At 62.0% G+C, this 26,795-nt stretch carries 28 protein-coding genes, 1 other RNA gene and 1 pseudogene; 16 read left to right on the plus strand and 14 right to left on the minus strand.

All coding sequences use genetic code 11. From position 1 onward, the window contains the following. Positions 1-419 precede the first annotated feature (419 nt). From H0482_RS13895 to H0482_RS13905, 3 genes are all read right to left on the minus strand, one after another. Positions 420-2,180, minus strand: coding sequence for an ATP-dependent nuclease (locus H0482_RS13895; RefSeq protein ID WP_193730681.1), 1,761 nt, complete (start codon positions 2,178-2,180; stop codon positions 420-422). Positions 2,181-2,404: 224 nt separating this feature from the next. Then, positions 2,405-3,187: an SDR family NAD(P)-dependent oxidoreductase gene (locus tag H0482_RS13900; protein ID WP_193730682.1), complete on the minus strand. Its 783-nt coding sequence runs from the start codon at positions 3,185-3,187 to the stop codon at positions 2,405-2,407. After that, on the minus strand, positions 3,184-4,509 hold the full coding sequence (locus H0482_RS13905; RefSeq protein ID WP_193730683.1) for a hypothetical protein: 1,326 nt from the start codon (positions 4,507-4,509) through the stop codon (positions 3,184-3,186). Before H0482_RS13905 ends, H0482_RS13900 begins: the two co-directional genes overlap by 4 nt. A gap of 336 nt (positions 4,510-4,845) precedes the next feature. Between H0482_RS13905 and hemA the strand changes: the two genes are divergently transcribed. From hemA to H0482_RS13920, 3 genes are all read left to right on the plus strand, one after another. Continuing rightward, positions 4,846-6,126, plus strand: a complete 1,281-nt coding sequence (gene hemA, locus H0482_RS13910; RefSeq protein ID WP_193730684.1) for a 5-aminolevulinate synthase — start codon at positions 4,846-4,848, stop codon at positions 6,124-6,126. 201 nt (positions 6,127-6,327) lie between these two features. Then, the gene (locus H0482_RS13915; RefSeq protein ID WP_193730685.1) at positions 6,328-6,684 is read left to right on the plus strand and encodes an ArsR/SmtB family transcription factor; all 357 of its coding nucleotides are present in this window, start codon (positions 6,328-6,330) and stop codon (positions 6,682-6,684) included. Beyond that, positions 6,668-7,171 (plus strand): SRPBCC domain-containing protein, encoded by a 504-nt coding sequence (locus H0482_RS13920; RefSeq protein WP_193730686.1) that lies wholly within the window; start codon positions 6,668-6,670, stop codon positions 7,169-7,171. Before H0482_RS13915 ends, H0482_RS13920 begins: the two co-directional genes overlap by 17 nt. Before the next feature lie 31 nt (positions 7,172-7,202). On the opposite strand, the gene H0482_RS13925 is transcribed toward H0482_RS13920, so the two are convergent. Next, positions 7,203-7,838, minus strand: coding sequence for a response regulator transcription factor (locus H0482_RS13925; RefSeq protein WP_193730687.1), 636 nt, complete (start codon positions 7,836-7,838; stop codon positions 7,203-7,205). Between the two features lie 344 nt (positions 7,839-8,182). Continuing rightward, positions 8,183-8,578 carry a large-conductance mechanosensitive channel protein MscL gene (gene mscL, locus H0482_RS13930; RefSeq protein WP_193730688.1) on the minus strand — a complete coding sequence of 132 codons (396 nt, stop codon included), beginning with the start codon at positions 8,576-8,578 and terminating at the stop codon, positions 8,183-8,185. A 173-nt stretch (positions 8,579-8,751) separates the two neighbouring features. On the opposite strand from mscL, the gene H0482_RS13935 reads away from it, so the two are divergent. Together H0482_RS13935 and H0482_RS13940 are read left to right on the plus strand one after the other, a co-directional pair. Beyond that, the gene (locus H0482_RS13935) at positions 8,752-10,374 is read left to right on the plus strand and encodes an ATP-binding response regulator (RefSeq protein WP_193730689.1); all 1,623 of its coding nucleotides are present in this window, start codon (positions 8,752-8,754) and stop codon (positions 10,372-10,374) included. A gap of 217 nt (positions 10,375-10,591) precedes the next feature. Next, a complete protein-coding gene (locus tag H0482_RS13940; RefSeq protein ID WP_193730690.1) occupies positions 10,592-11,518 on the plus strand; it encodes a pirin family protein in 927 nt (308 codons plus the stop codon). A gap of 15 nt (positions 11,519-11,533) precedes the next feature. On the opposite strand, the gene H0482_RS13945 is transcribed toward H0482_RS13940, so the two are convergent. Next, a complete protein-coding gene (locus tag H0482_RS13945; protein ID WP_210319189.1) occupies positions 11,534-12,400 on the minus strand; it encodes an LOG family protein in 867 nt (288 codons plus the stop codon). Positions 12,401-12,410: 10 nt separating this feature from the next. Then, the gene (locus H0482_RS13950) at positions 12,411-12,560 is read right to left on the minus strand and encodes a hypothetical protein (RefSeq protein ID WP_193730821.1); all 150 of its coding nucleotides are present in this window, start codon (positions 12,558-12,560) and stop codon (positions 12,411-12,413) included. On the opposite strand from H0482_RS13950, the gene H0482_RS13955 reads away from it, so the two are divergent. Continuing rightward, positions 12,559-13,107: a pseudouridine synthase gene (locus H0482_RS13955; protein ID WP_193730691.1), complete on the plus strand. Its 549-nt coding sequence runs from the start codon at positions 12,559-12,561 to the stop codon at positions 13,105-13,107. The genes H0482_RS13950 and H0482_RS13955 overlap by 2 nt on opposite strands. 141 nt (positions 13,108-13,248) lie before the next feature. Here the strand turns inward: H0482_RS13955 and H0482_RS13960 are convergent, their stop codons facing one another. Beyond that, positions 13,249-13,683, minus strand: a complete 435-nt coding sequence (locus tag H0482_RS13960) for an acetyltransferase (protein WP_193730692.1) — start codon at positions 13,681-13,683, stop codon at positions 13,249-13,251. A gap of 501 nt (positions 13,684-14,184) precedes the next feature. Here H0482_RS13960 and H0482_RS13965 point away from each other — a divergent pair. From H0482_RS13965 to H0482_RS13975, 3 genes are all read left to right on the plus strand, one after another. Next, entirely contained in the window at positions 14,185-14,799 is a 615-nt protein-coding gene (locus H0482_RS13965; RefSeq protein ID WP_193730693.1) for a class I SAM-dependent methyltransferase, read from the plus strand. A gap of 314 nt (positions 14,800-15,113) precedes the next feature. Next, the gene (locus H0482_RS13970) at positions 15,114-15,716 is read left to right on the plus strand and encodes a sigma factor (protein ID WP_330998272.1); all 603 of its coding nucleotides are present in this window, start codon (positions 15,114-15,116) and stop codon (positions 15,714-15,716) included. Between the two features lie 29 nt (positions 15,717-15,745). Next, positions 15,746-16,129 (plus strand): VOC family protein, encoded by a 384-nt coding sequence (locus tag H0482_RS13975; RefSeq protein ID WP_193730695.1) that lies wholly within the window; start codon positions 15,746-15,748, stop codon positions 16,127-16,129. Between the two features lie 248 nt (positions 16,130-16,377). On the opposite strand, the gene H0482_RS13980 is transcribed toward H0482_RS13975, so the two are convergent. Beyond that, the gene (locus tag H0482_RS13980; RefSeq protein ID WP_210319190.1) at positions 16,378-16,971 is read right to left on the minus strand and encodes a putative immunity protein; all 594 of its coding nucleotides are present in this window, start codon (positions 16,969-16,971) and stop codon (positions 16,378-16,380) included. 102 nt (positions 16,972-17,073) lie between these two features. Between H0482_RS13980 and ffs the strand changes: the two genes are divergently transcribed. The 4 genes and pseudogenes from ffs (at position 17,074) to recR (ending at position 20,040) form a co-directional block, all read left to right on the plus strand. Next, an RNA gene (gene ffs, locus H0482_RS13985) (signal recognition particle sRNA small type) lies at positions 17,074-17,170 on the plus strand. Positions 17,171-17,291: 121 nt separating this feature from the next. Then, a pseudogene (locus tag H0482_RS13990) lies at positions 17,292-19,052 on the plus strand (DNA polymerase III subunit gamma/tau); the annotation flags it as partial. Continuing rightward, positions 19,049-19,372 carry a YbaB/EbfC family nucleoid-associated protein gene (locus H0482_RS13995; RefSeq protein ID WP_193730697.1) on the plus strand — a complete coding sequence of 108 codons (324 nt, stop codon included), beginning with the start codon at positions 19,049-19,051 and terminating at the stop codon, positions 19,370-19,372. The pseudogene H0482_RS13990 and the gene H0482_RS13995, both read left to right, overlap by 4 nt. A 71-nt stretch (positions 19,373-19,443) precedes the next feature. Next, the gene (gene recR / locus H0482_RS14000) at positions 19,444-20,040 is read left to right on the plus strand and encodes a recombination mediator RecR (RefSeq protein WP_193730698.1); all 597 of its coding nucleotides are present in this window, start codon (positions 19,444-19,446) and stop codon (positions 20,038-20,040) included. 5 nt (positions 20,041-20,045) lie between these two features. On the opposite strand, the gene H0482_RS14005 is transcribed toward recR, so the two are convergent. Beyond that, positions 20,046-20,516, minus strand: a complete 471-nt coding sequence (locus H0482_RS14005; RefSeq protein ID WP_193730699.1) for a hypothetical protein — start codon at positions 20,514-20,516, stop codon at positions 20,046-20,048. Between the two features lie 70 nt (positions 20,517-20,586). Beyond that, positions 20,587-21,978 (minus strand): DNA recombination protein RmuC, encoded by a 1,392-nt coding sequence (locus tag H0482_RS14010; RefSeq protein ID WP_193730700.1) that lies wholly within the window; start codon positions 21,976-21,978, stop codon positions 20,587-20,589. Between the two features lie 131 nt (positions 21,979-22,109). Between H0482_RS14010 and def the strand changes: the two genes are divergently transcribed. The 3 genes from def (at position 22,110) to truA (ending at position 24,404) form a co-directional block, all read left to right on the plus strand. Next, complete coding sequence (def, locus tag H0482_RS14015) at positions 22,110-22,625, plus strand: peptide deformylase (RefSeq protein ID WP_193730701.1); 516 nt, start codon at positions 22,110-22,112, stop codon at positions 22,623-22,625. A 118-nt stretch (positions 22,626-22,743) separates the two neighbouring features. Further along, positions 22,744-23,667 (plus strand): methionyl-tRNA formyltransferase, encoded by a 924-nt coding sequence (gene fmt / locus H0482_RS14020; RefSeq protein WP_193730702.1) that lies wholly within the window; start codon positions 22,744-22,746, stop codon positions 23,665-23,667. After that, positions 23,667-24,404, plus strand: a complete 738-nt coding sequence (truA, locus tag H0482_RS14025) for a tRNA pseudouridine(38-40) synthase TruA (RefSeq protein ID WP_193730703.1) — start codon at positions 23,667-23,669, stop codon at positions 24,402-24,404. The genes fmt and truA overlap by 1 nt, the downstream gene beginning before the upstream one ends. 102 nt (positions 24,405-24,506) lie before the next feature. Here truA and H0482_RS14030 read toward each other — a convergent pair whose 3' ends face one another. Genes H0482_RS14030 through dapE form a run of 3 tightly spaced genes read right to left on the minus strand, consistent with a single transcriptional unit; the run spans position 24,507 to position 26,782 of the window. After that, on the minus strand, positions 24,507-25,073 hold the full coding sequence (locus tag H0482_RS14030; RefSeq protein ID WP_193730704.1) for a hypothetical protein: 567 nt from the start codon (positions 25,071-25,073) through the stop codon (positions 24,507-24,509). A gap of 15 nt (positions 25,074-25,088) precedes the next feature. Further along, positions 25,089-25,631 carry a hypothetical protein gene (locus H0482_RS14035; protein ID WP_193730705.1) on the minus strand — a complete coding sequence of 181 codons (543 nt, stop codon included), beginning with the start codon at positions 25,629-25,631 and terminating at the stop codon, positions 25,089-25,091. Continuing rightward, entirely contained in the window at positions 25,628-26,782 is a 1,155-nt protein-coding gene (dapE, locus tag H0482_RS14040; protein ID WP_193730706.1) for a succinyl-diaminopimelate desuccinylase, read from the minus strand. The genes H0482_RS14035 and dapE overlap by 4 nt, the downstream gene beginning before the upstream one ends. Positions 26,783-26,795: the final 13 nt, after the last annotated feature.

Here is a 26,795-nt window from a genome sequence, read left to right on the forward strand (position 1 = left end):
CGTCCACTTGCAGGGCTGGCCACGCCATATGCCTCCGCTCTTGGCACCCAACCGACCACACCAAATCGGAAAACCCCATAGCGCAGCGCATGCGGACCGCGGGTTCCTGCATGGGTGGCTTTGCGACGCCAAGCGGCATCCCAAACCCTTCACCATTTCTGCCGTTCAGGCTGGCGTTTCGAGTGCCTGAAAGCGGTCGGTCCGGTCCGGGCGTCTCAAGTGTCAAAAAGGGGGTGGAATGACGACAGTCCGCTTTATGTCGGTCGGACAGCAAAGCGGACGTTCCTCGACTAGCAGTGTTGGGGCCGCTTGGGGTCCGTCCGCTACTTTCGACGGCAATGGCTATCATTCACCATGCGCACCTTTCGGTGGCGCCGGCCTTACAATTAATGGCCCCTGAATGGCGAATAAGCACTGCCTCAAGCTTGGCACATCTGGTTGATCTGACTAATCAACTCTTTCACGTCCTCGCAGACTTCATTGCCCTCCATAGCTTTTGCGATTTGTATCGGCGGTATCCCAAATCTTGCCTTTACGCTGTCGGCATTTTTCTGCGTTATCTCCTTGCCGCGTGCGTCAAGAAGCACCGCAGGGACTACCTTATCAGTGAAATTCACCGGGATAGTAAGCGCATGGATCGCGAGCAGCTCATTCGCTTCGTCGAGTGTCTTTCCGGATGCTCTGGCGATAGCGGCGGGACAAAGCAGGTAGTTCTCGATATGTCGTCGACGCCACACCCTGATGAGTAGGTTTGGGTCGTTGTTGTTATTTGATTTGTCTCGCAGGCTCTGCTCGTCAACCGTATCAAGTTCTTGGTCGTCGCGATCGCGGATGCTCAATACCTTAAGATCGGGAACGTCCACTTTAAGCTGCAGGTACAGGTTTTTCCGCTCATTGCTGCTGCCTGTCCACGGCCAAACGACGAGGTTGGCAGGCCAGTCGAGGCCAGATCTTCCCGCAAGTTCCTTTAGCATTCTCGCATCGCTGTCGTTCTCCACGATCAGCATTCGCTTGTGCTTGCGGAGCGGGTCGAGCTTCGGCGCGTAGTCGCTGCCAAGGCCTAGGAACAGAGAAATTTTCTGCTCAGGTTGGGAAAGATATCTCGCGCTGCTGCCTCGGAACTCCATGACGGATGTCGGCTCAGCCCAACGCAGGATTTCTGTGCTATGGGTCGCCATCAAAACCTGCTTGCCGCTGTTCCGGACGATCTCTTCCAACGCTTGGACAAGCTGCGCCTGGAGCGACGGATGTAAGTGCGCGTCCGGTTCGTCGAGAAGTAGAGTGCGCACGTTTGGACTAAGTGCCAGGACATAGACGCTGACCCATTGCAGGAACCCGCTGCCCTCGGCCATTAGGTCTCGAGACTTGAAATTCGTATGTCTTTTGAACTTCGCGCCGTCGAGCCTACCTTTCACGCACTCAACGCGGATGGCGGTATGGAAGAACTCGTTGAACGGTTCGACCACAAGTTGAGTGCTAAACACCTTGGCCATCGTGGACTGAAGAATTTCCCAGGGGTCATCGCGACGGAGGATAGCCAAGTCGGAGTTCTTGATTTTAGGGCGGTCGGCCTTAAGTATGGCTCGCTTTTTCTCATTCTCGGACTGCATGTCCAAGATCAGATTGCGGATGATCCCACCGGCCAGCCCTCGCCCAATCATCGAGCGGCGGTCGGCAGCGGACATCCTGTTTTCCCGGCTTACGATACCGGCGAAAGGCGGTAGGTAGGCCACGGTGGGAAGAGCATCCGTCTCAACAAGGTTCGAACTCACCTGCTTGACGAATAGCCGGTCGTTAGCCAGCGCCAATGCCAACTTGAGGTTCTTCTCTATGTGCGCTGCGTCGCGCCACTTGCATTCAATCGCGAGAGAGTAACCGTCCGCACCAACAATCTGCGTTGTCAGGTTCGTCCACAAATGCTTGAGGGATGCGACGGAAATAGGCGAAAATTCCTCGGCCGAAAGGCCCAAGCCTTGGCCAGTGTAGCCGGCGAGCAGGCTCTCTTTCCCTCGCTCGTTCTCCAAGATCGAACGGCAGAATTCCCAGACGGCAATTGCCTGCAGCAGGGTAGACTTCCCGGAGTTATTGGAGCCGGCGAGAAATGATATGCCAGCCGGCAGAAGTTCGAAAGTCGAGTTGCTAAAGCGTTTGAACTTAGTCAGCGTGACGCTGTGAAGCATGATTTATTATAGCCCCATTCGCCGAGCAAGTATTAGCCCGATGTTCCCCGACTTGAGGTTTGCCATGGATCGCGGGGTTTGGTCCAGCGGGTGAAGGAGGAGATCAACAATGGATGAAAGCACCAAACGGCGTCTGCTGGCCGCTTCAAGTGTCATGGATTGTCAGCGGAATGGCCGAAATGAAGTCGAAAACCGCCTCTGAGCCATCGTTCGGCGACTAATATTTATGTATTGGCCCAGCCGGCATCGACCAGAAAATGCTGGCCGGAAATCATGGCGCTGTCGTCGGCGGCGAGGAAGAGCGCCATGCGGGCGCAATCGTCGGCGTCGATGTGTCCAGAGAGGGCCTGACTGGCCTCGATGTCGCGCAAATCCTCGGGCGTGATCCAGAGGTCGAGTTGGCGCTGGGTGATCACCGCGCCAGGCACCAATGAATTGACCCTGATGGCCGAGCGCCCCAATTCGCGCGCCATGGAGCGAGTGAGGCCATGCACGGCGGCCTTGGCGATCTCGTAAAGCGGGATCGAGGGGGTCATGATCATCCAGCTGATCGAGCCGAAATTGATGATCGAGCCGCCACCCGCCCGCGCCATGCCGGGCGCCACCGCCTGCATGGCGAAAAAGGCGTGTTTCAAATTCACCGCCATGCGCTGGTCCCATTCGTCCGGCGTCACCTCGGCCCAGTCGTGGCGCTGGTCATGGGCGGCATTGTTGACGAGGACGCGCGCCTCACCATGTGCCTCGGCAAAGCGGGCAATCGCGGCCCGATAGGCGGCAATATCGGTGACGTCGCAGGCGATGAAACGGACGGCGTGGCCGGAATGGGTCAATTCCTCCGCCAGATTTTCTCCCGCTTCGGCCGCTATATCGACGAACCCCACCTTGGCACCCTGCGCGGCAAAGTGCCGGACGAGCGCTTCGCCAATGCCCGAAGCGCCGCCGGATATGACTACCGGACGCCCCCTGAGGCTGGGATAGGTGGCGAAAGCGGCGCTATTCCCGGTCAATGCAGGCGCTCCACCGATGGCGTCATGCGGTGAGGCGGCACCTCCCGCTTCTCCATGTCCTCGAGCAGGACCAGCACCTTGTCGACATTGGCCAGGTGCCGCTGTTCCATGGAGAAATTGAAGGTCACGAAATCGCGGCCCGGACAAAAGGTGCAGATATTGGCCGCCGGATGCCAGGCGCCGCAGAACAAGGGCTCCATCATGCCATGGGTCATGGGGCCATAGGTGCGGTGCGGCGGCACCAGGGTCAGCACGATGTCCACCCCGCCATTGAAGCGCCAGAAGCGGCGTCCGGGCAGGAAGGGCAGCACGCGATTGATGCCGCGCAGCGCCTTGAACATGGCGTTCATCATCACCTGGAAGGAGGTGATGTCCTTCTGCTCGATGCCGGCCACCGTGTCGTCCACCATGCGGACATAATCGAGGAAATCCTCGCTGACGGCGAATTTGGCCTCCAGCGCCCGGACGCGGAAAAAGTCGTCGTCGGCGCTGTTGCGGCGATTATCGAGCATGGTGTAGGCGGCGGCGATGGTCTTGCCGCTCATGTGCTTCTTCTGGCCCTCGCCATTGAGCGCGTGGGTGACCAGCGCGAACATCAGCGAGCGCTGCCGCACGCCCAACTTGTTGGCGAGCTGGCGCAGCCGGTGGCGCTCCACCGCCAGGGTCTTGAAGCCCCAGGGCTGGTCCTTGGGGGCCAGAAGATTGGCGATGGCCATGTAGATGATGGCAGAGAGCCCGCCCTTGAGCGCCGAGCCCAGCCTTTGCCGCCAGGGCAATTTGTGGCTTTTGTCCGATTGGGCGCCATGGGCCGCCACTTGCGAGCGCGTCAGCAGCGCCGAATCGGAGCCTTCGAGCAGCGCATGGCTGGAACGCACCTGCAGGATCGCCGCCCGCCCCGCTTCATCCGGCCCATCGCGGCGCACCGCGGCCATGACGCGGAACAGGGGCAGGTCGGGCCGGGCGAAGATATCGTCGGATTTGCCCAGCCATTTGTCGGGATAGCCGTCGAAATCATCGACCTCCTCGAGCGAGGTGATGGCGTCGAGCAGATGTTTGGGAAATGGCTGTCCCGGCTGGGCGCCGACGAAACCATGGGTCAATTGCGGCGCCAGCGCCACCATTTCGGCCACCATATTGCCCAGCCCCTCCTTGTCGTAGGACCGGGCGGAAAAGGCGGTGAAAAATACGCTGTCCCGCGCTTCGTAGAGAAACCACTGAAAATCGGTGAACAGGGCCTGCGGATGGGCCGAGACGGCTTGCTGGGCCAGAACAAGAGCATCGTCAGGCTGCCCGGCGAAACTCGAAGACGAAAAGCTTTTCACCCTGAAACTCCCCCCTGATCCCCCCTCCAGGGGAAGTTGATCTAAGCGCACAAGCGCGAATCGATCAACATTTTGCGTATCGCCCGGTTAATTCGGGGGCGCGGGGGGGCGGCGTTTTTCGGGTGGAGCGGTGCGAGGTCGGGTTGGCAGATCGCCTGCCAAACTTTAGAATTGCTCTCAATATTGTCTTCCGGCCCTTGTCTCGGCAAGGGTTTAGCCTCACGGCGCGCGTCGAATTGACCTATATCAACGCGGCGGCGGCGGGATTAGGAAACGTTCATATTCGCCCGGTCTGGCCTCTGCCCCTCTCGGACGTAAGCGAAGGAGCGGTTTTTCATGGACTATCGCGGCATTTTCGAAGATGCGGTGGACTCACTGCGGGCGGAAAAGCGCTATCGGGTCTTTGCCGATCTGGAACGCATTGCCGGCAAATTCCCCAAGGCGCTCTATCGCGATGAAGCCGACAATGCCCGCGAGATCACCATCTGGTGCTCGAACGATTATCTGGGCATGGGTCAGCATGAAAAAGTCATCCAGGCCATGCAGGAAACGGCCGGCAGCATGGGCGTGGGCGCCGGCGGCACCCGCAATATTTCGGGCACCAACCGCCCGCTGGTCGAGCTGGAGCGTTCGCTCGCCGATCTGCACCGCAAGGAAGCCGCCCTGGTCTTCACCTCGGGCTTCGTCTCCAACGAGGCGGGCATTTCCACCATTGCCCGGCTGATGCCGGGCTGCATCATCTTCTCGGACCAGCTCAACCATGCCTCGATGATCCAGGGCGTGCGCCAGTCGGGCATGGAAAAGAAGATTTTCCGCCATAACGACGTGGCGCATCTGCGCGAATTGCTGAGCCAGGTGGATCGCAAGCGCCCCAAGCTGATCTGTTTCGAATCGGTCTATTCGATGGATGGCGATATCGCCCCGATTCAGGAGATCTGCGATCTGGCCGAGGAATTCGGCGCGCTCACCTATATCGATGAAGTCCATGCCGTGGGCATTTATGGTCCACGCGGCGGCGGCATTTCCGAGCGCGACGGGCTGATGGACCGCATCGACGTCATCGAGGGCACACTGGCCAAGGGCTTCGGTGTCATGGGCGGCTATATCGCTGCCAATCGCGCCATCATCGACGCGGTGCGCTCCTATGCGCCCGAATTCATCTTCACTACCGCCCTGCCCCCGGCGCTCTGCGCCGCCGCCCGCGCCTCGATCGAGCATCTCAAGGGCAATGGCCACGAACGGCAGATGCATCAGCGCCAGGCCCGGCTGACCAAGGCGATCCTGGCCGATGCCGGCCTGCCCGTCATGGAGACCGAGACCCATATCGTGCCGCTGATCGTGGGCGATGCCCGGGCCGTCAAGGCCGCCAGCGACATGCTGCTCGACAAGCACAATATCTATATCCAGCCGATCAATTATCCCACCGTGCCCAAGGGCACCGAGCGGTTGCGCATCACCCCGACGCCGCTTCACACCGATGAAATGATCTTCGAATTGCGCCACGCGCTGGTCAGCGTCTGGACGGCCCTCGAACTGCCGCGCGAAAAGGCCGACGCCGCCATCACCGCTAGCAAACTGACCTCGGGCGATCTGACCCTGCCTAGCCTGGGCGGGTAAAAGCCTCGACCCGGGTGCGGCTGTTCCCGCTACTTTGCCGTGACGGCGTTCGATGGCATGGCCTGATGCTGATTGCCAAGGCCGGCATTTCCGTCTCGGCCCCAAACGTCATTGCCGGAACCTAGACGCTGGTCGCGAACGCCGTAGGGCGAAGCGCGAATGCGCTTGCGTCATTGATGCTGCAGGATCATACTGAACTTTATGGTTCAGTATTTAAATCCCAATCTCGACCGATCCTTTGCCGCACTGTCCGATGCTACCCGCCGGGGCATTATCCATCAGCTTGGGCAAGCGGACGCCTCGATCAGCAGTCTGGCCGAAAGGTTCAAGATGACGCTGACGGGCATGAAAAAGCACGTTCAGATTCTGGAACAGGCAGGGTTCGTCATCACCGAGAAGATCGGGCGGGTGCGCACCTGTCGGCTCGGCAAGCGTGATCTCAAGGCAGAAGCGGAATGGATCGAGGGGTATCGGCGGCTTTTCGAGGCTCGCTTCGATGCATTGGACGGCATCATCAACGAAATCAAACAGGAGGACGACGATGGACGAGAAAACTAGCGGCGCCGGTGGCACGCCCAATTCCACATCGGCCGAGCGGATTGGTGACCGCGAACTGGCCTTCATTCGGATTTTCGACGCACCGCCGACCGTGGTGTTCAGGGCATGGAGCGAGCCAAGGCCGTTCCAGCGCTGGTGGATGCCGAAATCGCTTGCGGGTGTCGAACTGGTGTCGTGCGAAATGGACGTTCGCACCGGCGGAAAATACCGGCTGGACTTCAGCACCGGCGACACAAACAAAATGAGCTTTTATGGCAAATATCTGGATGTGGTGGAGAACGTGCGCATTGTCTGGACCAATGACGAGGGCGAAGAAGGCGCTGTCACCAGCGTGACGTTTGAGGATCTGGGTGGCAAGACGCGGGTCAAGTTCCACGAACGCTATCCGTCCGCCGAAGCCCTCGAAGAGGCTTTGCAGGGATCCGCTCTCGGGCTGCCCGAACAATTCGATCAACTCGCCGCCCTGCTTTCCGGCGCCGGTGCCTAGGACAATCGCTCCGCTGGAGCGATAGCTGACGCTATGACGTCAAAACAATGCGCATCAGGTCGGCAGTATTGCGGGCGCCCAGTTTTTCCATCACCCGGGCGCGATGCACTTCAATGGTGCGCGGGGAAATGCCCAGCTCGCGCCCGGCCTCCTTGTTGGACTGACCATTGGTGATCAATTGCAGCACTTCGCGTTCGCGCGGGGTGAGCTGGGCAAAGCCGCGCACTTCCACCGGGCGGCGGCCGTCACTCATGGCCCCGAGATGAACGTCGCGGCGCAGCGCGTCGCGGATGATTGTGAGCAGGTGTTCGCTGTCGATGGGCTTGGTGAGCACGTCGGTGGCGCCCAGTTTCATGGCGGTAACTGCCGCATCCACTTGCGGATTATTGGACAGCATGATCACCGGCGCCCCGGTGCGCAGCGACTTGACCCGGCGCAAGAGGCCCAGCCCGCTGTCTTCGCCCACCACCAGATTGATCACCGCCACATCGGGATGTCGTCGCTCCATCGCATTTATGGCGCTGGCGGCGTCGCGTGAGAAACTGGTCTGGAAGCCTTCGAGCCGAAACAGCACGCTCAGCGCCTCGCAGATCCCCAGATCCGCATCGACGACATGGACCAGACGGTCCCGGTTGAGAAAGGCGTGATAATAGGAATGCGTATTCATACCTAGTCCCTTTCAGCACGATGTCACCCGGAAGCCAGAGGCCCGGGGCCTGAAAACCCGCTCCAGTCTTGCTCGACTTGTCACAACGAAACGCTCAGCCGCATCAGCCTGACACGCCTTGAAAATCCGGATTCGTCGGTCTGCTCGGACACCAGAAACAGCCTACTGCCCGAATCCTGCTCTCATGTAGTTTGCCCTAGGTGATCCCATCGTCCCATCAGGACAGTTCGTAGGCGGAAACACCTAACGATTGCCACGATAGCTCAGGATTTTATTCCTGTCTAGTGATATTATTCCTAACACCGGCGCGCAAAAAAGGCCGGTCCAAGCCGGCCTTTTTCGTCTCAGACCTTGTTCTGCGCGCGTAGGGCGTCGCGGATTTCGGTGAGCAGGACTTCTTCCTTGCTGGGGGCCGGCGTGGTTTCCACCGGCTCCTGGGCGGCGTCGCGCTTGAGCGAATTGATGCCCTTGACCACGAGGAACAGCACGAAGGCGACGATGGTGAACTTGACCACGGCATTGATGAACAGGCCGAGATTGACCTTGGCCTCGCCTACTTGCAGCACGATGCCGGAAAAATCGATGCCGCCGATGATGATGCCGATCAGGGGCATGAAAATGTCATCGACGATGGAGGACACGATGGCCCCGAACGCGGCGCCGATAATGACGCCGATGGCAAGGTCGATCATGTTGCCCTTGACGGCAAAATCCCGGAATTCCTTCAAAAAGCCGCTCATTGCAGGCCCCTTCACGCTGAATCACGCCGCCCTGGCGCGGCTTTAGGTTAACCAGAATTAACGATTGCCGGGCTTTTCGAGCAAAATCAATGGGGCCAAGGATGGTCTTGCACTGATGGTTTGGGGGGCCGATACATATTGCATCACCCCCATAAGGCCCTTCGAACCGTTTCATGACGCTGCACCCACAAGAGCGGGCCGAGGCCCTCAAGCTGGCCATGGATCATGTCCCCCAGGGCATTGCTGTGTTCGATGCCGGGCTGCGGCTGACCGCATCCAACCAGCGCTATAATAGCCTGCTCGCCCTGCCCGCCGACCTGGTTCGTCCCGGTACCGCGCTGTTCGACATCGCGCTCTTCATGGCCGAACGCGGCGATCTGGGCCCGGGTGACGCGGCGCGGCTGGCCATCCAGCGCATCAATGAAGTGACCGCGGCCCCCGTAACCGTGACCCAGCGCCAGGGCAATAATGGCCAGGTGCTGGAATTCCATTCGAGCCGCCTGGCCGATGGGGGGCTGGTGGTCAGCTTTTCCGATGTCACGGCCCGGGTGCGCGCTGAGCAGCAATTGGAGCAGATGAACCAGAGCCTGGAGCGGCGCGTCGAGGAGCGCACGGCGACGCTGCGGCAGGTCAATGGCGAACTGGAAGCCGCCCGCGCCAAGGCCGATGCGTCCAATCACGACAAGACGCGCTTTCTCGCCGCCGCCAGCCATGATCTGCTGCAACCGCTCAATGCGGCCCGTCTCTACACCTCGACGCTGATCGAGCGCGCCAAGTCCACTGCCTTTGCCGAACTGGCCAATTCCATCGAAGCCTCGCTGACGGCGGTGGAAGACATCATGAGCGCCCTGCTCGATATTTCGCGCATCGATAGCGGCGCGCTCAAACCGGCGCCCGCCCCGATGCAAGCGCAGGATCTGCTCAAGAAAACCGAAGTGGAATTCGCGCCCATGGCGCGGGAGCGCTCGATTTCCCTGCGCATCGTGCCGACCAGGGCCACGATCCTGGCCGACCGGGCGCTGCTGGGCCGTATCGTGCAAAATCTGGTCTCCAACGCCATCAAATATACCCCGATTGGCGGCAAGGTTCTGGTGGGCCTGCGCCGGCGCGGCAATCGCTGGCGGCTCGACGTCATCGACAGCGGCATCGGTTTCAACAAGGACCAGCACCGGCTGGTCTTTGCCGAATTTTCCCGGCTTGAGCGCGGCGCGCGCATGGCGCAGGGCCTGGGGCTGGGCCTGTCCATCGTGCAAAGGCTGGTGAGCGCGCTGGACCTGACCCTGGAACTGGACAGCCGCGAAGGCCATGGCTCGCGCTTCTCCATCTACCTGCCCGCCCTGCGCCATGCGCGCCCCGCCGCCCGGCCCGACGCACCGGCCCCCGAGCCCGATTTCAGCACGCTCAGCCTGCGCATTCTCTGCGTGGACAATGAACGCGCCATCCTCGAGGCCATGGAGGGCCTGCTCGTCCATTGGGGGTGCGATGTGCGCACCGCCCTCTCGCTCAAGCAGATCGACCGCGAACACCTGCTCGAAGGCTGGTATCCCGATCTGGTGCTGATGGATTATCATCTCGACCAGACCTCCGGGCTCGATGCCATCGAATGGCTGCGGCACAATCTGGGCGGACACCTGCCCGCCGCCCTGGTCACGGCCGATCGCAGCCCCGCCGTGCGCGCTTTGGCCGAGGATCGCGGCATCGCCGTCATCACCAAGCCGGTCAAACCCGCCGCCCTGCGCGCCACGATCAGCGGCATATCCAACCAGAGCGGCCGCAGCACCCAGCGCCCGGGGTAAATCAGCTCCGTCAGCCCACAACCTGTTCTGTTTGCGCCTCACCACCCGGAAGCCTCGGCCCCTGCGCGCTCCCCCTTGAGCGCAGGGCCGGGATGGGGGTTACTGCTGGTTCAGCGAACTCCACCGTCATGGAAATCACCCGCCCCCGGTCACAAATCTGTGCCGCCTCGACATCCCTCCCCGATCGGCGTCAAATCCGCTGCGAAAGGAGATCACCATGACCTGGCTGCCCGATTACGATCCCATTGCCGGCGACACGCAGAGCTGCGACGCGCTGGAGCTTGTGGTGGTGCCGCGTACGCGCGACCTGGGAGGGGGTTTTCCGGTCCGCCGCGCCCTGCCGCATGGCAAAAGGCAGATGGTGGGGCCCTTCATCTTCTTCGATCATTTCGGCCCGGTGCAATTTCTGGCCGGACAGGGCATGGACGTCAAACCCCATCCCCATATCGGGCTGGCCACGGTCAGCTATCTCTTCGACGGCAAGATCACCCATCGCGACAGTGAAGGGAATGTGCAGGACATTCGCCCGGGGGCCATGAACCTGATGACGGCGGGGCGCGGCATTGCCCATTCGGAGCGCACGCCCGAGCTGGACCGCGCCGACGGCCATACGCTTCTGGGCCTGCAAAGCTGGATCGCCCTGCCCGAGGGCAAGGAAGAGATCGATCCGTCCTTCCAGCATTTTTCCGCCGATGCCTTGCCCTTCGTCACCGATACGGGGCTTTCCGCCCGCGTCATTGCCGGGCGCGCCTTCGGCCAGAGCGCCCCGGTCGCCACCATTTCGGACTGGTTCTATGTCGAGGTGCAATTGGGCGCCGGCATGAGTGCGCCGCTCGACATCGAATATGAGGAACGCGCCATCTATCTGGTCAGCGGCAGCGTCAGGATTGCCGGCGACACCTTCGAAGGCCCGCGCCTGCTGGTCTTCCGGCCGGGCGACGCCATCACCGTCACCGCCGCGACGCCCTCCCGCATGATGTTCCTCGGCGGCACTGCGCTCGAAGGGCCGCGCTATATCTGGTGGAATTTCGTTTCCTCCAGCCAGGAGCGGATCGAACAGGCCAAGGAGGACTGGAAACAGGCCCGCTTCGGCCCGGTGCCGGACGAAACCGAATTCATCCCGCTACCGGAAAAAAGCTATTGAAGGCGAGGCGCCGCCTCAGCCGCCGATCCAGGCCGGCGCGCCCATTTCGGGCAGGTTATAGTGCTTGCGCACGCAGTCCCAGCCTTCCTCGGCAGTGTCCACGAGGGTGAACAGGTCGGGATCATTGGGCGCGATCGTGCCAGCCTCGGCCAAAGCCTCCAGATTGATCACCTTGGTCCAGAATTCCTTGCCGAACAGCAGCACCGGCACCTTGTCCATGCGCCCGGTCTGGATCAGCGTCAGGGTCTCGAAAAATTCGTCCAGCGTGCCGAAGCCGCCGGGGAACACCGCCACCACTTTGGCCCGCAACAGGAAGTGGATCTTGCGGGTGGCGAAATAGTGGAAATTGAACGAGAGGTCGGGGGTGACATAAAGATTGGGCGCCTGCTCGTGCGGCAGCACGATATTGAGCCCGATCGAGGGGGCGCCCATATCGGCGGCGCCGCGATTGCCCGCCTCCATCACGCCGGGCCCGCCGCCCGTGACCACCACATATTCCTTGAAATCCATCGAGGCTGCCGTCTGGCTGGCCAATTGGGCGAAGCGCCGCGCCTCCTCGTAATAGCGCGAGGCCGCTTCGAGATTTTTTCTCTGCGTTTCGTTCTTGGCGGCCCAGGCCGGCTTGCCGGGCTCGGGGATGCGCGCACCGCCGAACAAGACCACGGTGGAATTGATCCCGTGTTCGCGCAGGCGGAATTCGGGCTTGAGATATTCGAGCTGGAAGCGGATGCCGCGCGTGTCTTCCGAGGTCATGAACTCGTCGTCGGCGAAGGCCAGCCGGTAGGCGGCGCTGCGCGTCTGCGCCGTATCGGGCGCTTTGCGCGAAACGGCGACGTCCTGGCTCGATGTGCGCAGGGAGGTGCGGTGGCGGCGTTTGGCCAAAATAGGCTCCTCATTCGATGGGCGCGAACTGGTCTGTTGCAAAAGGGGATAACCATCCGGGCCGGTTCGGGCAAGGCCGGCCTTTGCCCGGCATCGTCACGAAACAGCCAATGCCGGCGGGCTTGACGAAAACGCCGCCATGCCGGATGCGTGTCGCCATGGCCCGCCTCATCCTCTTCAACAAGCCGTTCAACGTGCTGACCCAGTTTTCCGGCGAGGGCGAAACGCTGGCCGATCATATTGCGGTCAAGAACGTCTATCCCGCCGGGCGGCTCGACAAGGACAGCGAGGGTCTCTTGCTGCTTACCGATGACGGGAAATTGCAGGCGCGCATCGCCGATCCGCGTTTCAAGCTGGAAAAGACCTATCTGGTGCAGGTGGAAGGAGAGCCCGACGAAGCGGCGCTCGACCGATTGCGCCGGGGCATCGAGCTTAACGATGGCCCCACCCGCCCGGCCCGGGTTTCGCGCATCGATCCGCCCGATCTCTGGCCGCGCACGCCCCCGGTGCGCTACCGCAAAAGCGTACCCGACAGCTGGCTATCGCTCACCATCAGCGAGGGGCGCAACCGGCAGGTACGGCGGATGACGGCGGCCATCGGCTTTCCCACCCTGCGGCTGGTGCGCTGGCGGATCGGGGACTGGACGCTCGACGGGCTGGCGCCGGGCCAGTGGCGCGACGCGCCGGTCGCGGGCCGCCAGCGCTGAGACCGCCCGCCCAACGTGGCTGGATATGTCTCCGGTGACAGGTGTCGCCCCCTATTGTGGACGTTCCGAGAGCTTTGGCGGCATCCCAAATGCTGCCAGGCAGGGGCGAGGCGTTCTACGCTGGAAAGGGCAGGAACATGGTCAGCGATGGCGAAGGTGAATGAGGGGATATGGACGCCCCTGGCCATCCACTGGAGAGCGACCAGTGCGCTCGAAGCCCTGGTGCTCGTAGAAGCCAAGGGCGCTTTGGTTTTGCTCGTTCACATCGGTGGTAAGGCCCGGATTGTCACGCAATGCCGAACCGATGAGCAACTTGCCAATGCCCAAGCCGTGCTTTTCAGGCGCAACGAACAGCGCTTCGAGGTGCCCGTCGTGCAGGAACATGAAGCCCTGCGGCACGTCGGCCTCATCGCTGGCGAGAACGAAATTCACGTGGGGGAAGAAGGACACGACTTCGGCTTCGATAGCCACACGATCCTCGCGCGCGAGGAAATCATGAGTGGCGTCCACGGCACTGCGCCAGATATCCAGGACTCGCGCTAAATCTTGGTTGGTGGAGGTGCGTAGCTTGAACATTGCCCCTTATTATCAATCGATGCGGCCGGTCGCCAGCCTATCGCAAGGCGCCTCCTCGCCAACTGCACCCCCTCCAGCATCACAGCAAATGGGGATCATGGGAATCACCAGGGGCAAAGGGCTTGATGCCCGCCTGGATCAGGTTGATCGCGCCGCCGGATGACTGGTCCTCCAGCTTCTAGCTCCGGCGTCGGCTGCCCCCAAGGGTGACTTTCAGGGATGATATCTTCAATCTTGAATGTCTGCGATGGGGTCGATGGTGGTACGTTGGCATCCGATCCCCATCTCGGTCGTTCCGGGACGCTTCTGATCGTCTTGGACGCTGCCGTGAGCACGCTTGTCTGTTGAATTGCCGCCTGATCACCGTCAGAGTGCTGCGCGGTCGGGAGATTGCTATGGAAGTGTGTGCTTTTGGTCTGGTGGCGCTCTGCCCGTCTGCATGGTCTCGCTAGGGCCGGCAGCCGTGAGCATCATCACCGCCCTTTGGAATGAGGTGGCATAATGCAGGACCGACAAGCGCATTGGCAGGGCGTCTATTCGAGCAAGAGCGAGCAGCAGGTAAGCTGGTTCCAGGAACGTCCCGAGCCATCGGTTGCTCTCATGGAGCTCGTGGGTGCCAGGCCCACAGATGCGATAATCGACATTGGCGGGGGCGCATCGCGTCTGGTCGACTTCCTCGTCGCCGCCGGTCACACCGACCTGTCCGTGCTGGATCTGTCGCCCGAGGCCCTCAATGTCGCCAAGGCACGCCTCGGCCAACATTCGGAGCACGTCAAGTGGATCGTCGCCGACGCAGTCGATTGGTCCCCGCCCCAGAATTACGATATCTGGCACGACCGGGCTGCATTTCATTTCCTGACCGAGCCCCGGCAGCAGCAAGCCTATATCGAACGCATGTCCTCCGCGCTGGCCCCCGGCGGCCGCGTCATTTTCGGCACGTTCGCACCGGATGGGCCAGAAAAGTGCAGCGGATTGCCTATCGTTCGGCACGATGCGGCAAGCTTGATTGCGTTGCTTGGCGACAATTTCAAGTTAGTTGACACCCGCCGCCACGACCACGTGACGCCTTGGGATTCTGTCCAAAAATTCCAGTTCAGTACCTTCCGACGTCTCTAATCGCGTGGCGAATGTGCGATGTCGGGGCAGCAGAACAAAGCGGGCACTCCCCTTTTCATCCACAGCTGCCGGGCCGATATCGACCTCATCCCAGCCGTTCATTGCATTCGCGCATTTCAACAAAAGCTGCCGCCCCAATTCGATTTCCGACGCAAGACAAAAGCAAGTCAGAACGGCGCACACTTTCCCCATTCTGCTTGTTGTATACGGCGAGGCGTATGCTCAAGGCACTAAGACCCGCCTGATTGGACTTGGATGGCCATCATTGTCGGCTTATTGACCGTCGTCGAATCCAGTTTGGAGCAGCTCTTTCCGTGCGCACATGCCTCTATAAGAAGTTGCACTCCATTGCACGCCGGGAGTGTCGCGACGCAGGCTTGGTTGAGGATATTGTGCAGGAAGCCATGCTTGCCGCCGTGATCGCAGGTCGCACCGATTTTAATGCTGTAGAGACGGTGCGCTGGCTGGCAGGCACAGTGCGTAATCAAGCTCGCATGGCTGCCCGCGCCGCGATCCGCCGCCAGCGGCGGGAAAAACAATGGCAATACCAGGCAGAATTGCCGGACAAGAGCGAGCCGGGCGACACTGTTGCCTTCATGGCCTGTCTACCGAAATCGCTCAAGTCCGTCGCGGCACTAACCCTGTCGGGCCACAACCGGCGTGAAGTTGCGTACCTACTGGGACTGTCCGATACGGCTCTGCGCCAACGGATCGTGGCATTGAAACGCCGTGCCGTGGCGGCAGGCGTTTCAATGCCGACCGATCTGCCGGGCCTCAGTATTGATATAGCCTATGGCCGTATTCGCGATGCTTTGCTGCCTAAACTGCTTCGGGTGGGCGGCACCTTTGCCAGCCACGATCCAGACGGACATTTATTTATCGTGCGGCGCTCACAAAATGCGGATCGGCGGCAATAAGCAATGTAAACTGAAAAGGAGGGCTCCTCATGAGCTTCAGACCGAAAAGCGCCAGCGTTGTCTACTATGTCAGCGACATCGCGCGCACGGAAAAATTCTATAACGAGAGCTTCGGGCTCGATCTGCAGCGCATGGAAGGGGCAGAACCCTTCTGGCTTCAGGGCTCGTTAGAGAGTGGCCTTGAGATAATCTTCTTTCAGCAGGAAGGCGTTCGCGGGAATACCCCGGCTATCATCTTTACCGTAGACGATGGCGGCATCGATGACGTAGTCGCGGACCTTGTGGCTAAGGGCGTTACTATCGTCACACCGGTCAGCGAAGCGCCAGGGGGCTGGAGCGCCGATTTTCTGGACCCCGATGGCTTTGGCCTCGGTCTCTGGCAGTCCGAAGAACTTCCGCGAACGCTAAGGTGAAGTTCCGAGCCGGGCGCCCAAAGCGCCCGGCATCTGCCTCTCAAAAATGCCTTTCGACGTTTTTCTGAGCGACGTTTCGACCAGTATCGCGGATGATGCTGGCACGCTCATCACTGCCGTTTTCTGCCGACAATGGCTAAAAGCTGCCAGTCCCCTTTCCATCCCACAACGACCGGGCCGATATCGACCTCATTTCGGTGATCCCGTCGCCAATGGTCGATACCTCATACTTGCCATTCGCGGTGTGGTCAGTTCGCACCGATTTTGGCAAGCCCGGTTTGGAGTTGGCAGATAATTTCACCGAGTTGACCTGAAGCCAGGAGACCCGGGCCGAGCGGGCCAGACTTGTTCTCGCCAACTGGCGGAAGCTGCAAAAGTGCAGCCTGCACTTCCGCCGTAGCCTGTCCGAGTTGCCAAGCAATCTCTTTTTCGGCGGCTTCGGCCTGATCTGAAGCGGCTAGGCTGGCCGCTTTCACGGCGTATGCAGCGGCCCCCAGGGCGTGTGCGCCCATGTGGCAGATTGCCGATGCTTGACCGGCCGCTCTCGCCGCCGCGGCGGCCGCTGCTGACTTTGCATCGCGACCCGCGCTGCCACCGCCGAACCGTCCACGTATTTCCGACGCGGTGTTCAACTCTCCACGGGAAAAAGCCCGTGTCCGAGCAATCGCGGCGCGAGGGCGCTCATCGTCGGGGCGTTCGGCTTCGAACAAATAAAGGACGCGCTCAGCGCATATGGCAGCCCATTCCGCGACTAAACGCCGATCTGACACGCTGAGCGTCTGCACCGAAATCTTCATCGCCGTGACCTGTACCGCTTCGATCGAAAACTTGTGGTCCGGCAACTTATATCTTCACCTCGCCCAAAACCAGAATGTCCCCTTCCCATCCCCCGCTCCGGCACTGGCCTCTTGCATCCGGCCCGCAAAATCCGCATATAGCCCCTCGGGAGGTTGGCGCGGACGTGTTCCTCGCCAACCGGGTCAGGTCCGGAAGGAAGCAGCCCCAACGAGATCCTCACGGGTCGTTTGCCAGCCTCCTACTCAATCTGTTCACAAGTGAGCCGATAAGCCCCGCAAAGCCCTGTTGGCTTTTGCGGTCGCACAAGGCTTGCCCTAAAGTGCGGCCATGAACGAAGGCAGATTCCCCAAAGCAGGGCGCGAGACATTCCGGCATGGCTGAAAACCAGACATCGCCCTATCTTGTGCTGGCCCGCAAATATCGCCCGCGCGACTTTTCCACCCTGGTGGGACAGGACGCCATGGTGCAGACCCTGGGCAATGCCTTTGCGCAGAACCGCATCCACCATGCCTTCATCATGACCGGTGTGCGCGGCGTGGGTAAGACCACCACCGCCCGCATCCTCGCCCGCGCCTTCAACTATGAGGACGAGACCGGAAAACACCCCACGCTCGATCTGTCCCGCGAGGGCGTGCATTGCCGCGCCATCATCGAGGGCCGCCATGTGGACGTGGTGGAAATGGACGCCGCCAGCAATACCGGCATCGGCGACATCCGCGAGATCATCGACTCGGTCAAATACGGCCCGGTTTCGGCGCCCTACAAGGTCTATGTGATCGACGAGGTGCACATGCTCTCGACGGCCGCCTTCAACGGGCTGCTGAAAACGCTGGAAGAGCCGCCGCCCTATGTGAAATTCATCTTCGCCACCACGGAAATCCGCAAGGTTCCGATCACCATCCTGTCGCGCTGCCAGCGCTTCGATCTGCGGCGCATCCCCGCCGGGATCATGTCCGATTATCTCGAAAAGATACTCGGGCAGGAAGGGATCGGCTTCGAGCCCGACGCCCTGGCCATGATCGTGCGCGCCGGCGAGGGTTCGGCCCGCGACAGTCTCAGCCTGCTCGACCAGGCCATCGCCCATGGCAATGGCAATGTCAGCGCCGCGACGGTGAAAACCATGCTGGGTCTGGGCGACCGGGCGCGGATCATCGACATGTTCGAAGATTTGATGGGCGGCCGCATCGCCGAAGCGCTCACTGCCCTGCGCGATCTATATGACCTTGGCGCCGATCCGCAGACGCTGCTGGCCGATCTCGCCGAATTCACCCATCTGGTCACCCGCATCAAGGTGGTGCCCGCCGCCGCCGATGACGCCGCGCTCACCCCCGACGAGAAAAGCCGGGGCCGCGACCTTGCCGGCCGGCTGACCATGCGCGCCCTGACCCGCGCCTGGCAAATTCTGTTCAAGGGCAATGAAGAGGTCGCCCGCGCCGGCAATGGCTTGCAGGCCGCCGAGATGGTGCTGATCCGGCTGGCCTATGCCGCCGACCTGCCCAGCCCCGACGAAGTGATCACAAGGCTCACCCAGCAGGGCAACCTGCCCGCCGCCGCCCCCAGCGCCCCGGCGCTGCCGCCGCGCGGTCCTTCCGGCCCGACCGGTGGCGCATCGGCCCTGCGGGTCGAAGCAGTGCAGTCCGCCCCTATCCCTGTGACCACGCCCATCGCCGCCACGACCCCGATTGCCGTGGCGCAGCCGGCGCTGGCAACCATTGCCAGCTACAAGGATCTGATCGCGCTGGCCGCCGCCAAGCGCGACGTGTTGATCAAGCTGGCGCTCGAGGGCCAGATGCGTCCGGTTTCCTTCGAGCAGGGCCGCATCGAAGTGGCCCTCAGCGATGGCGCCGATCCCGGCATGATCGCCACCCTCTCCGCCCGGTTGCAGGCCTGGACCGGCCAGCGCTGGCTGGTCATGGTCTCGACGCGGCCGCCCGAAGGGCTGACCATCCGTCAGGAAGCCGAGCAGAAGAAACAGGCCGACACCGACGCCGCGCATGACGATCCGCTGGTCAAGGCCATATTGGAAACATTTCCCGGGGCCAAACTGGTCAATGTGACGGTGCGCGAGGATGCCGCCGCCATGGCTGACCTGCCCCCGCCCCCACCTGAAGAGGACGACGAATGAAAGATATCATGGGCATGATGAAGGCCGCCGGCGAGATGAAGGCCAAGATGGAGGCCATGCAGAACGAGCTGGCCGAATTGGTGGTCGAAGGCCGCTCCGGTGGTGGCATGGTCGTCGTGGCCTTGTCGGGCAAGGGCGATGTGCGCGGCATCAAGATCGACCCCGCTCTGCTCAAGCCGGAAGACGCCGAAGTGATCGAAGACCTGATCGTCGCCGCCTTCAATGACGCCAAGGGCAAGAGCGAGGTCGAAATGCAGCGCCGCATGTCCGAGGTCACCGCCGGCCTGCCCATCCCGCCGGGCATGAAATTCCCGTTCTGAGCGGCTTTCCCCTTGTTGCGGCGCCCGGCGCTGGCAATGTGCTAACCAATTCGCCGGTGCGGTGACGAAAAATGCCAAACGGCGGTCAAGAAATCGAACAACTGATCCAGCTTCTGGCACGCTTGCCGGGCCTTGGCCCGCGCTCGGCGCGCCGGGCGGTGCTGCACCTGATCAAGAAGAAAGAGCAGTTGATGCTGCCGCTTTCCGCCGCGCTCGACCGGGCGGTATCGGCGGTGCGCAATTGTGAGATTTGCGGCAATATCGATACGGTCAGCCCCTGCACGATCTGCGCCGATCCCAGGCGCGGTGACAGCGGAATTCTCATTGTGGTGGAAGACGTTGCCGATCTCTGGGCGCTGGAGCGCGCCGGGGTCGGAGCGGCGCGCTACCACGTTTTGGGCGGCGTTCTTTCTCCGCTCGATGGCATGGGTCCGGACGACCTCAACCTCGACAAACTCATCGCCCGGGCCGGCGATTATTCCGAAATCGTCCTCGCCATGAATGCCAATGTCGAGGGCCAGACCACCGCCCATTACATCACCGACCGCCTGGCCGGAACCGGCGTCAAAATCACCCGCCTCGCCCATGGCGTCCCCGTCGGGGGCGAGCTGGATTACCTCGACGAAGGCACGCTTAATCAAGCACTTAAGGCCCGCACCGAGATCTGACCGGGTCAATTGAGGCCGGGTTTGAATTCCTCGCTGCCCTGCCAGACATTGTCGTCATCTTCGGGCCATTCATCCTCGTCCAGATCGTCCTCGCCGGTCAGGACCTGACGGGCATCGACGTCGTCGGGCGAGAGGGCATCGAGGTGATCTGCAGGATCGGCGGACATCAGCGCGGCGGCGTCGCCGGTTTCATCAAGATTGGCCGCATCGCCTTCCAGCGCCTCGATGGCGCGGTCGAGCTCATCAAGCATGGCGGCGGGGTCTTCGTCGCCGAAATCGCCGCTTTCCCGGGCCAGCGCCTCGCTGCGGATTTCCTTCAGCCGCGCCACCCGCTCCGCCAATGGCCGATCGTCGCCATAGAGCAGGTCTTCGATCTCGCTCTGGCTATAGGGCTGGGCAATGCCGGGATTGTCGGCATTGTCGAAATTGGTTTCCTGGGGCACGAGCCGCCCCGTATGGCCGTGATGGTGAACCATGATCGTCTCCCTTTATGCACAGGCATGAAGGAGAAACGCGCCAGCGCGGCGCAAGTTCACAAACGGTCAATCAGTTGAGGTCGCCTGGCTCCTCGCCGACCAGCCGCAAGGCAGGCTTGTCATCGCTCCCCCCGTCCCAGCCTGCGGGCAGCGCCTTGCTGGTCTTGGCGCCCAGTTCGCGCAGCATTTCCACCTGTCGCACCACATTGCCGCGCCCGGAAGTCAATTGGTCCCTGGCCTTGGCATAGGCGCGCTGGCTCTTGTCGATGGCGTCGCCCACCTGATCCATGCTCGCTAGGAACCCGGCCACCTTCTCATAAAGCGCCCCGGCTCGTTCGGCGATCTCCTCGGCATTCTGGTGCCGCTTTTCGATGTCCCACACATTGCGCACCGTGCGCAGCACGGTCATCAGCGTGGTCGGCGTGGTCAGCATCACGCCCTTGGACATGCCGAATTCCACCAGTTTGGCATCGTTCTGGATCGCGGTGGCGAGCGCGGATTCGATGGGCACGAACATCATCACATAATCAAGGCTCGAGCGGGCGGCGCGGTGATAGGACTTGTCGCCCAGCGTCGCAATATGGGTGCGCACCGAGGCGATATGGGCGCGCAGATGCTGGTCCCGCCCTTCGTCCTCGCTGTTGACGAAGGCCTCGAAGGCGGTGAGCGAAACCTTGGAATCGATCACCAGCACATCGCCATTGGGCATAAGGATTTCGACATCGGTGCGCAGCCGCTGCCCATCCTCGTCGCCATGGCTTTGCTGGGTCTTGTATTGTTCGCCCTCGCGCAGGCCCGATTGCTCGAGAATGGTGGCAAGGATCATCTCGCCCCATGCGCCTTGGGTCTGCGAGGAGCCCTTGAGCGCTCGTGTCAAATTCTGCGCCTCGGTGGTGATCTGCAAATTGCTTTCCGCCAGCGCCCTGATGCGCTCGCTCATGGCCGAGCGGTCCTCGATCAGCCCCTTGTGAAATTCGCCGATCTTGTCCTGGAGCGGCTTGAGCAGCACGTCGACCTGTTCGCGGTTCTGCTTGGAAAAGGTCTCGCTGTGGCTTCGCAGCACGTCGCCGGCAATGGCCTTGAATTCATCGGTCATCTGCTGGCGCGCATCGGTGAAGCGCTTGAGATTGGCCTCGTTCTGGCGGGCCTGTTCATCGAGGCGGGTGCGCATCGCCGCCAGCTCCGTCTGCAAATCGGTGCTGCGGCCACGCTCCCGGTCCAATTGCCCCTCAAGCTCGCGGATGCGCGTATCCCGGCCGGCAAGCTGTTCGAGGAAATTGCTGCGCAGGCCATCGGCCGCATCTCTGGCCATAGCCTCGATGCGCGCGGCATTTGCCCGCGCCGAGAGGGCCAGATAGACGACAATGGCCGCCAGCAGCAGAAATCCCGCCGCCACCAACAGCATGGCGAGGCTGACCGGCACCGCGCCGAGCGTAAAGACAATGCGATCGAGTTCACTCATAGCGTCATGTTAGCCCGATTCTGATGTTCGCAAAATGTTCTTGTTGGATGGCGTTTGCACCCTGCTCCTGTTGACCACGGCAGCATAAATCGCCATATCGGGTGCAATCCCATTCCGCCGGACTTTCTGCCATGGCCATCCGCCCCATTCTCGTCATTCCCGATGCACGCCTGCGCGCCGTCTGCGACCCGATTATCGCGGTCGATGACGAGATCAAGGCGCTGGCCAAGGACATGCTGGACACCATGTATGACGCACCGGGCATCGGTCTTGCCGCGCCGCAGGTCGGGGTGATGAAGCGCATCGTGGTCATGGACCTCGCCGGGGAAGACGAGCCTCCGGCCCCGCTGGTCATGATTAATCCGGAAATCACCGCCTTCGGCGAGGAAATCCAGGTTACCGAGGAAGGGTGCCTGTCCATTCCCGAGCTCTATTACGAAGTCGAGCGCCCCAGCTCCGTCACAGTGAAATATACCGATCTGGACGGTCAGGAGGTGACCAAGGACGCCGATGGTCGACTGGCCGTCTGCATCCAGCACGAACTCGATCACCTCGATGGCGTGCTCTATATCGACTATCTGAGCCGGCTGAAGCGCGACCGGGTGATCAAGAAATTCGACAAGGCTGCCAAGCGGGCAGCCGGCTGAGGACAAAATCGTCGTCGCCGGGCCTGTTCCGGCGATCCATGCGGCCCCGATTGGATGGCCCGGACGACCCGGGCAATGAATGCCGGAGCCAATACAGAAAAATCCAGGGAATATGGGCATGCGCGTCGTCTTCATGGGTACGCCCGAATTTTCCGTTCCGACGCTGACCGAGATCGTTTCGGCCGGGCACGAGGTCGTGGCCGTTTATACCCGCGCGCCCAAGCCGGCAGGACGGGGCCAGGCGGAGCGGAAAAGTCCGGTCCATGAGGCGGCGGACGCCTTCGGCATTCCCGTCTTCACGCCGCGCTCGCTCAAGGGCGAGGCAGAGCAGGCCCAGTTCGCCGCGCTGGACGCGGAGGTGGCGGTGGTGGTCGCCTATGGGCTGCTGCTGCCCCAACCCATTCTCGCCGCGCCCGAATATGGCTGTCTTAACCTACATGGTTCGCTCCTGCCGCGCTGGCGCGGGGCCGCACCGATCCAGCGTGCCATCATGGCGGGCGACAGGCAGACCGGCATCGTGGTCATGCAGATGGATGAAGGGCTCGATACCGGCGCCATGGGCCCGACCGAGATCATCGCCATCGGCCCGGACATGGTCGCGGGCGAATTGCATGACCAGATGATGCGGCTGGGCGCCGACCTGATGGGGCGGGCATTGGCGGCGCTGGAGCGGGGCAGCCTCGACTTCACCCCGCAGCCGGAAGATGGCGCTACCTACGCGAGCAAGATCGACAAGGGTGAGGCGCGCATCGATTTTTCCCTCAGCGCCGAAGCGGTGCATAATCTTGTCCGGGGATTGTCGCCTTTTCCCGGCGCCTGGTTCGAAATGGACCTGGCCGGCAGATCAGTGCGGATCAAGGCGCTGCGCTCGACGCTCGCCACCGGTTCGGGCGCGCCCGGAACGCTGCTCGGCGACGATCTCACCATTGCCTGCGGCTCCGGCGCAGTGCGGCTGGTGCAGGTGCAACGCGAAGGCAAAGGGGCCATGGACGCCGCGACTTTCCTGCGCGGCGCGGGACCATTGCCGGCCAAAGTCAGCTGATGGCGCGCTTCAAGCTCACGCTCGAATATGACGGCACTCCGTTTTGCGGCTGGCAGCGGCAGACGGATCGAATGAGCGTGCAGCAGGCGCTGGAGGAGGCGATTGCGCGCTTTTCCGGCGAGATCGTGGCGACGCAGGCCGCCGGGCGCACCGATGCGGGGGTGCATGCGCTGGGCCAGGTCGCCCATTTCGATCTCTCAAAGCACTGGGACCCGTTCCGTATCCGCGAGGCGCTGAACTATCATTTGCGACCGCATCCGGTCGCGGTGATCGAATGCGAGACCGTCGGCGCGGAGTTCGAAGCCCGGTTCTCGGCCAAAGCTCGCCATTACGAATACCGCATCCTTAACCGGCGCGCCCCTGCGGCGCTGGAGCGCAATCAGGTCTGGCACGTGCCGGTGCCGCTCGCGGTGGCACCGATGCAGGAAGCGGCGCAACTCATCCTTGGAAAGCACGATTTCACCACTTTCCGATCGGCGGAATGCCAGGCCAGCTCGCCCATCCGCACGCTCGACGCCTTTGACGTGGCAGGGGATGGCGAGACCATCGCCATCTCGGTCAGCGCCCGCTCCTTCCTCCACCATCAGGTGCGCTCGATGGTCGGATCGCTCAAGCTCGTCGGCGAAGGCAAGTGGAGTCCGACCGATTTCCGCGCCGCCCTCGACGCCGCCGAAAGGGCGCGCTGCGGCGCCATGGCCCCGGCCAGCGGGCTTTACCTCACCGGCGTCGACTACTAACGCGTTTCAGCATGGTGTGAATGCCCTCGTGGCGGGAATTCTCCCCGCCATCGTCATTGCCCGCCCTGTCCGGTCGACCCATCCCGCTGATCCACAAGCCCCCTATGCCGCCGGCATGGGCACGGGCAGGATCAGGGTGAGAATGCCCAAGGCCAGGAACACCCCGACGCCCTGGGAAATGAACAGCAGCAGGATCTGCATCGGCTTCAACGTCACGACGAAGCGGCCGATATTGATGAAGGTGGTCAAAGCCACGACGACGATGGCGAGGAGCACGATCAACCCTGCTTCCCCGAGCAGCAGCGAAAACAGCAGCAGCACGCCCGAGACCAGCGTCACCCAATTGCTGGCCACGAGATAGGGCACGAAGCCATCCTGCCGGCCCATTTGCTTGAGCACGATGAAAGCCATGCCGGCCTGGGCGACGAAGAGGGCGGCGTTCATGAAAATGGATTGGGTGGGCGCGCCGGCCGGCACCCGAACGCCGAGCAGCATCGGTCCGAACCCGGCCAGTAACAGCGCCAGCACCACCGCGATCAGGCTGCCGACCAGGCCGCGCTGGGAGAAATCGAACCAGGCCCCGGCGTCACGGCGGCCGATAACGAGTGCCCAACAGCCGCGGGCGGCGTTCAGGGCTTCGTCGATGAATGTCGGGCTGGACTGGGGCAAGGAATAAATCTCGTCTCAGGCAATGGGAGCAAAAGTTGCCGCTAGCATGTAAAGACTCATGGGCAGGCCGACAAGCAGCACGACGCTCAACAGAGCGAAAGCCGCCGATACGCCGATGCTCCAGCCCGCTGCGGCCCGCCCGAGCCGATAGAGCATCCAGACCAGCCCGATCCACAATAGCGGCAGCAGCACGCCGAAGGTGAGCGATACCAGCGAGCCCAGAACCAGATAGGCGATCAGCGCATAGATGCCAGGCACCAGCAGGCCGAGCGACGAGCCCTCCGCCTTGAGGAAATTGCGCGTGACGAAGACGCCGATCAGCAGCGCCAGCAGCCAGAGCGACTGCACCACCATGATGTCCAGGAACCCGCCCAGCGTCGGCACGCCGACCTGAAAAGAGGCGAGCATGACGGCCAGGAAGGCAAAGACGTAATAGAGGGCCAAAGCCGTGACCAGACCGGGCGCATTGAGCCGGAAATGGTTTTCCCAGCCCGCTTCGCCGCGCAGGATCAGCAGCCAGCCGGTAAAAGCCTCGCGCAGGATCTGCCAGATTTTCACGCCGGACCCCCGGCGAAAAAGCGCTGCATGAAACTCGTATAAATCTCGGTGAGCCCGGTGAGGTCGCTCACAGCGATATGCTCGTCGGCCTTGTGCATGCTCGGCCCCACGAGGCCGCATTCCACGACCGGCCCATATTGGGCAAGGAAGCGGGCATCCGACGTCCCGCCGCCGGTCGACAATTCGGGCGTCTTGCCATTGCGCTCGGCCAGAATGGCGGAAAGCGTGTCGATGTCGGTGCCGAGAGGGGACAGGAAGGAGCGGGAAGGCACACCCGCAATCTCAAAATCGATCTTCGTTTGGTTCGCTTCGACGCCCTCGATGCGGGTCCGCACCCAGCCAGCCAGCGTCTCGGGCGTCCACAGATCGTTGTAGCGGATGTTGAAGCGCAGAATGCCGCTCATCGGAATGACATTGGAAACTGGATTGCCCACATCGATGCTGGTCAGTTCGAGATTGCTTGCCGGAAAATGCGCCGTGCCCGCGTCGATGCGCTCGGACGACAGTGCAGTGGCGATAGCCGCCAGCACCGGCAGGGGATTATTGGCCTTGTGCGGATAGGCGACATGGCCCTGCGTACCGGTCACCGTCACCTTTCCGGAAAAAGAGCCCCGCCGCCCGATCTTGATGCTGTCGCCCAGATTTTCGGTTGAGCTTGGCTCCCCGACAATGGCGAAATCGAAGCCATGGCCATTGTCGTGCATCCAGCGCACCAGTTTTTCCGTGCCATTGATGGCGTCGGCTTCCTCGTCATTGGTGATGGCGAGCTGGATAATCCCCGCCTCGGGCGGAATGGCGACGCAGGCGGCAACGAAGGCGGCAATGCCCGATTTCATGTCGGCGGCGCCGCGCCCGTAAATCTTGCCATCGGCAATGCGCGGGGTGAAGGGATCGGTGGTCCAATGGGCCACGTCGCCGGGCGGCACCACATCGGTGTGCCCGGCGAAAAGCAGGCGGCGGCCAGTCTCGCCGCGCGTGGCGAAGAGATTGTCCACCGGATAGGAGCCATCCCCCTCGAAGCGCAGGCGCTTGACGGCAAAACCGATGCCGGTGAGCTCAGCTTCGAGCAGGTCGAGCGCGCCCGCCGCCTCCGGGGTCACGGAGGGGCAGGCAATGAGACGTTCGAGCAGCAGCAGCGGGTCTATGGTCACGAAGGCTCCGATC

Source organism: Devosia faecipullorum, assembly GCF_015158295.1.
GTDB classification, from domain to species: domain Bacteria; phylum Pseudomonadota; class Alphaproteobacteria; order Rhizobiales; family Devosiaceae; genus Devosia; species Devosia faecipullorum.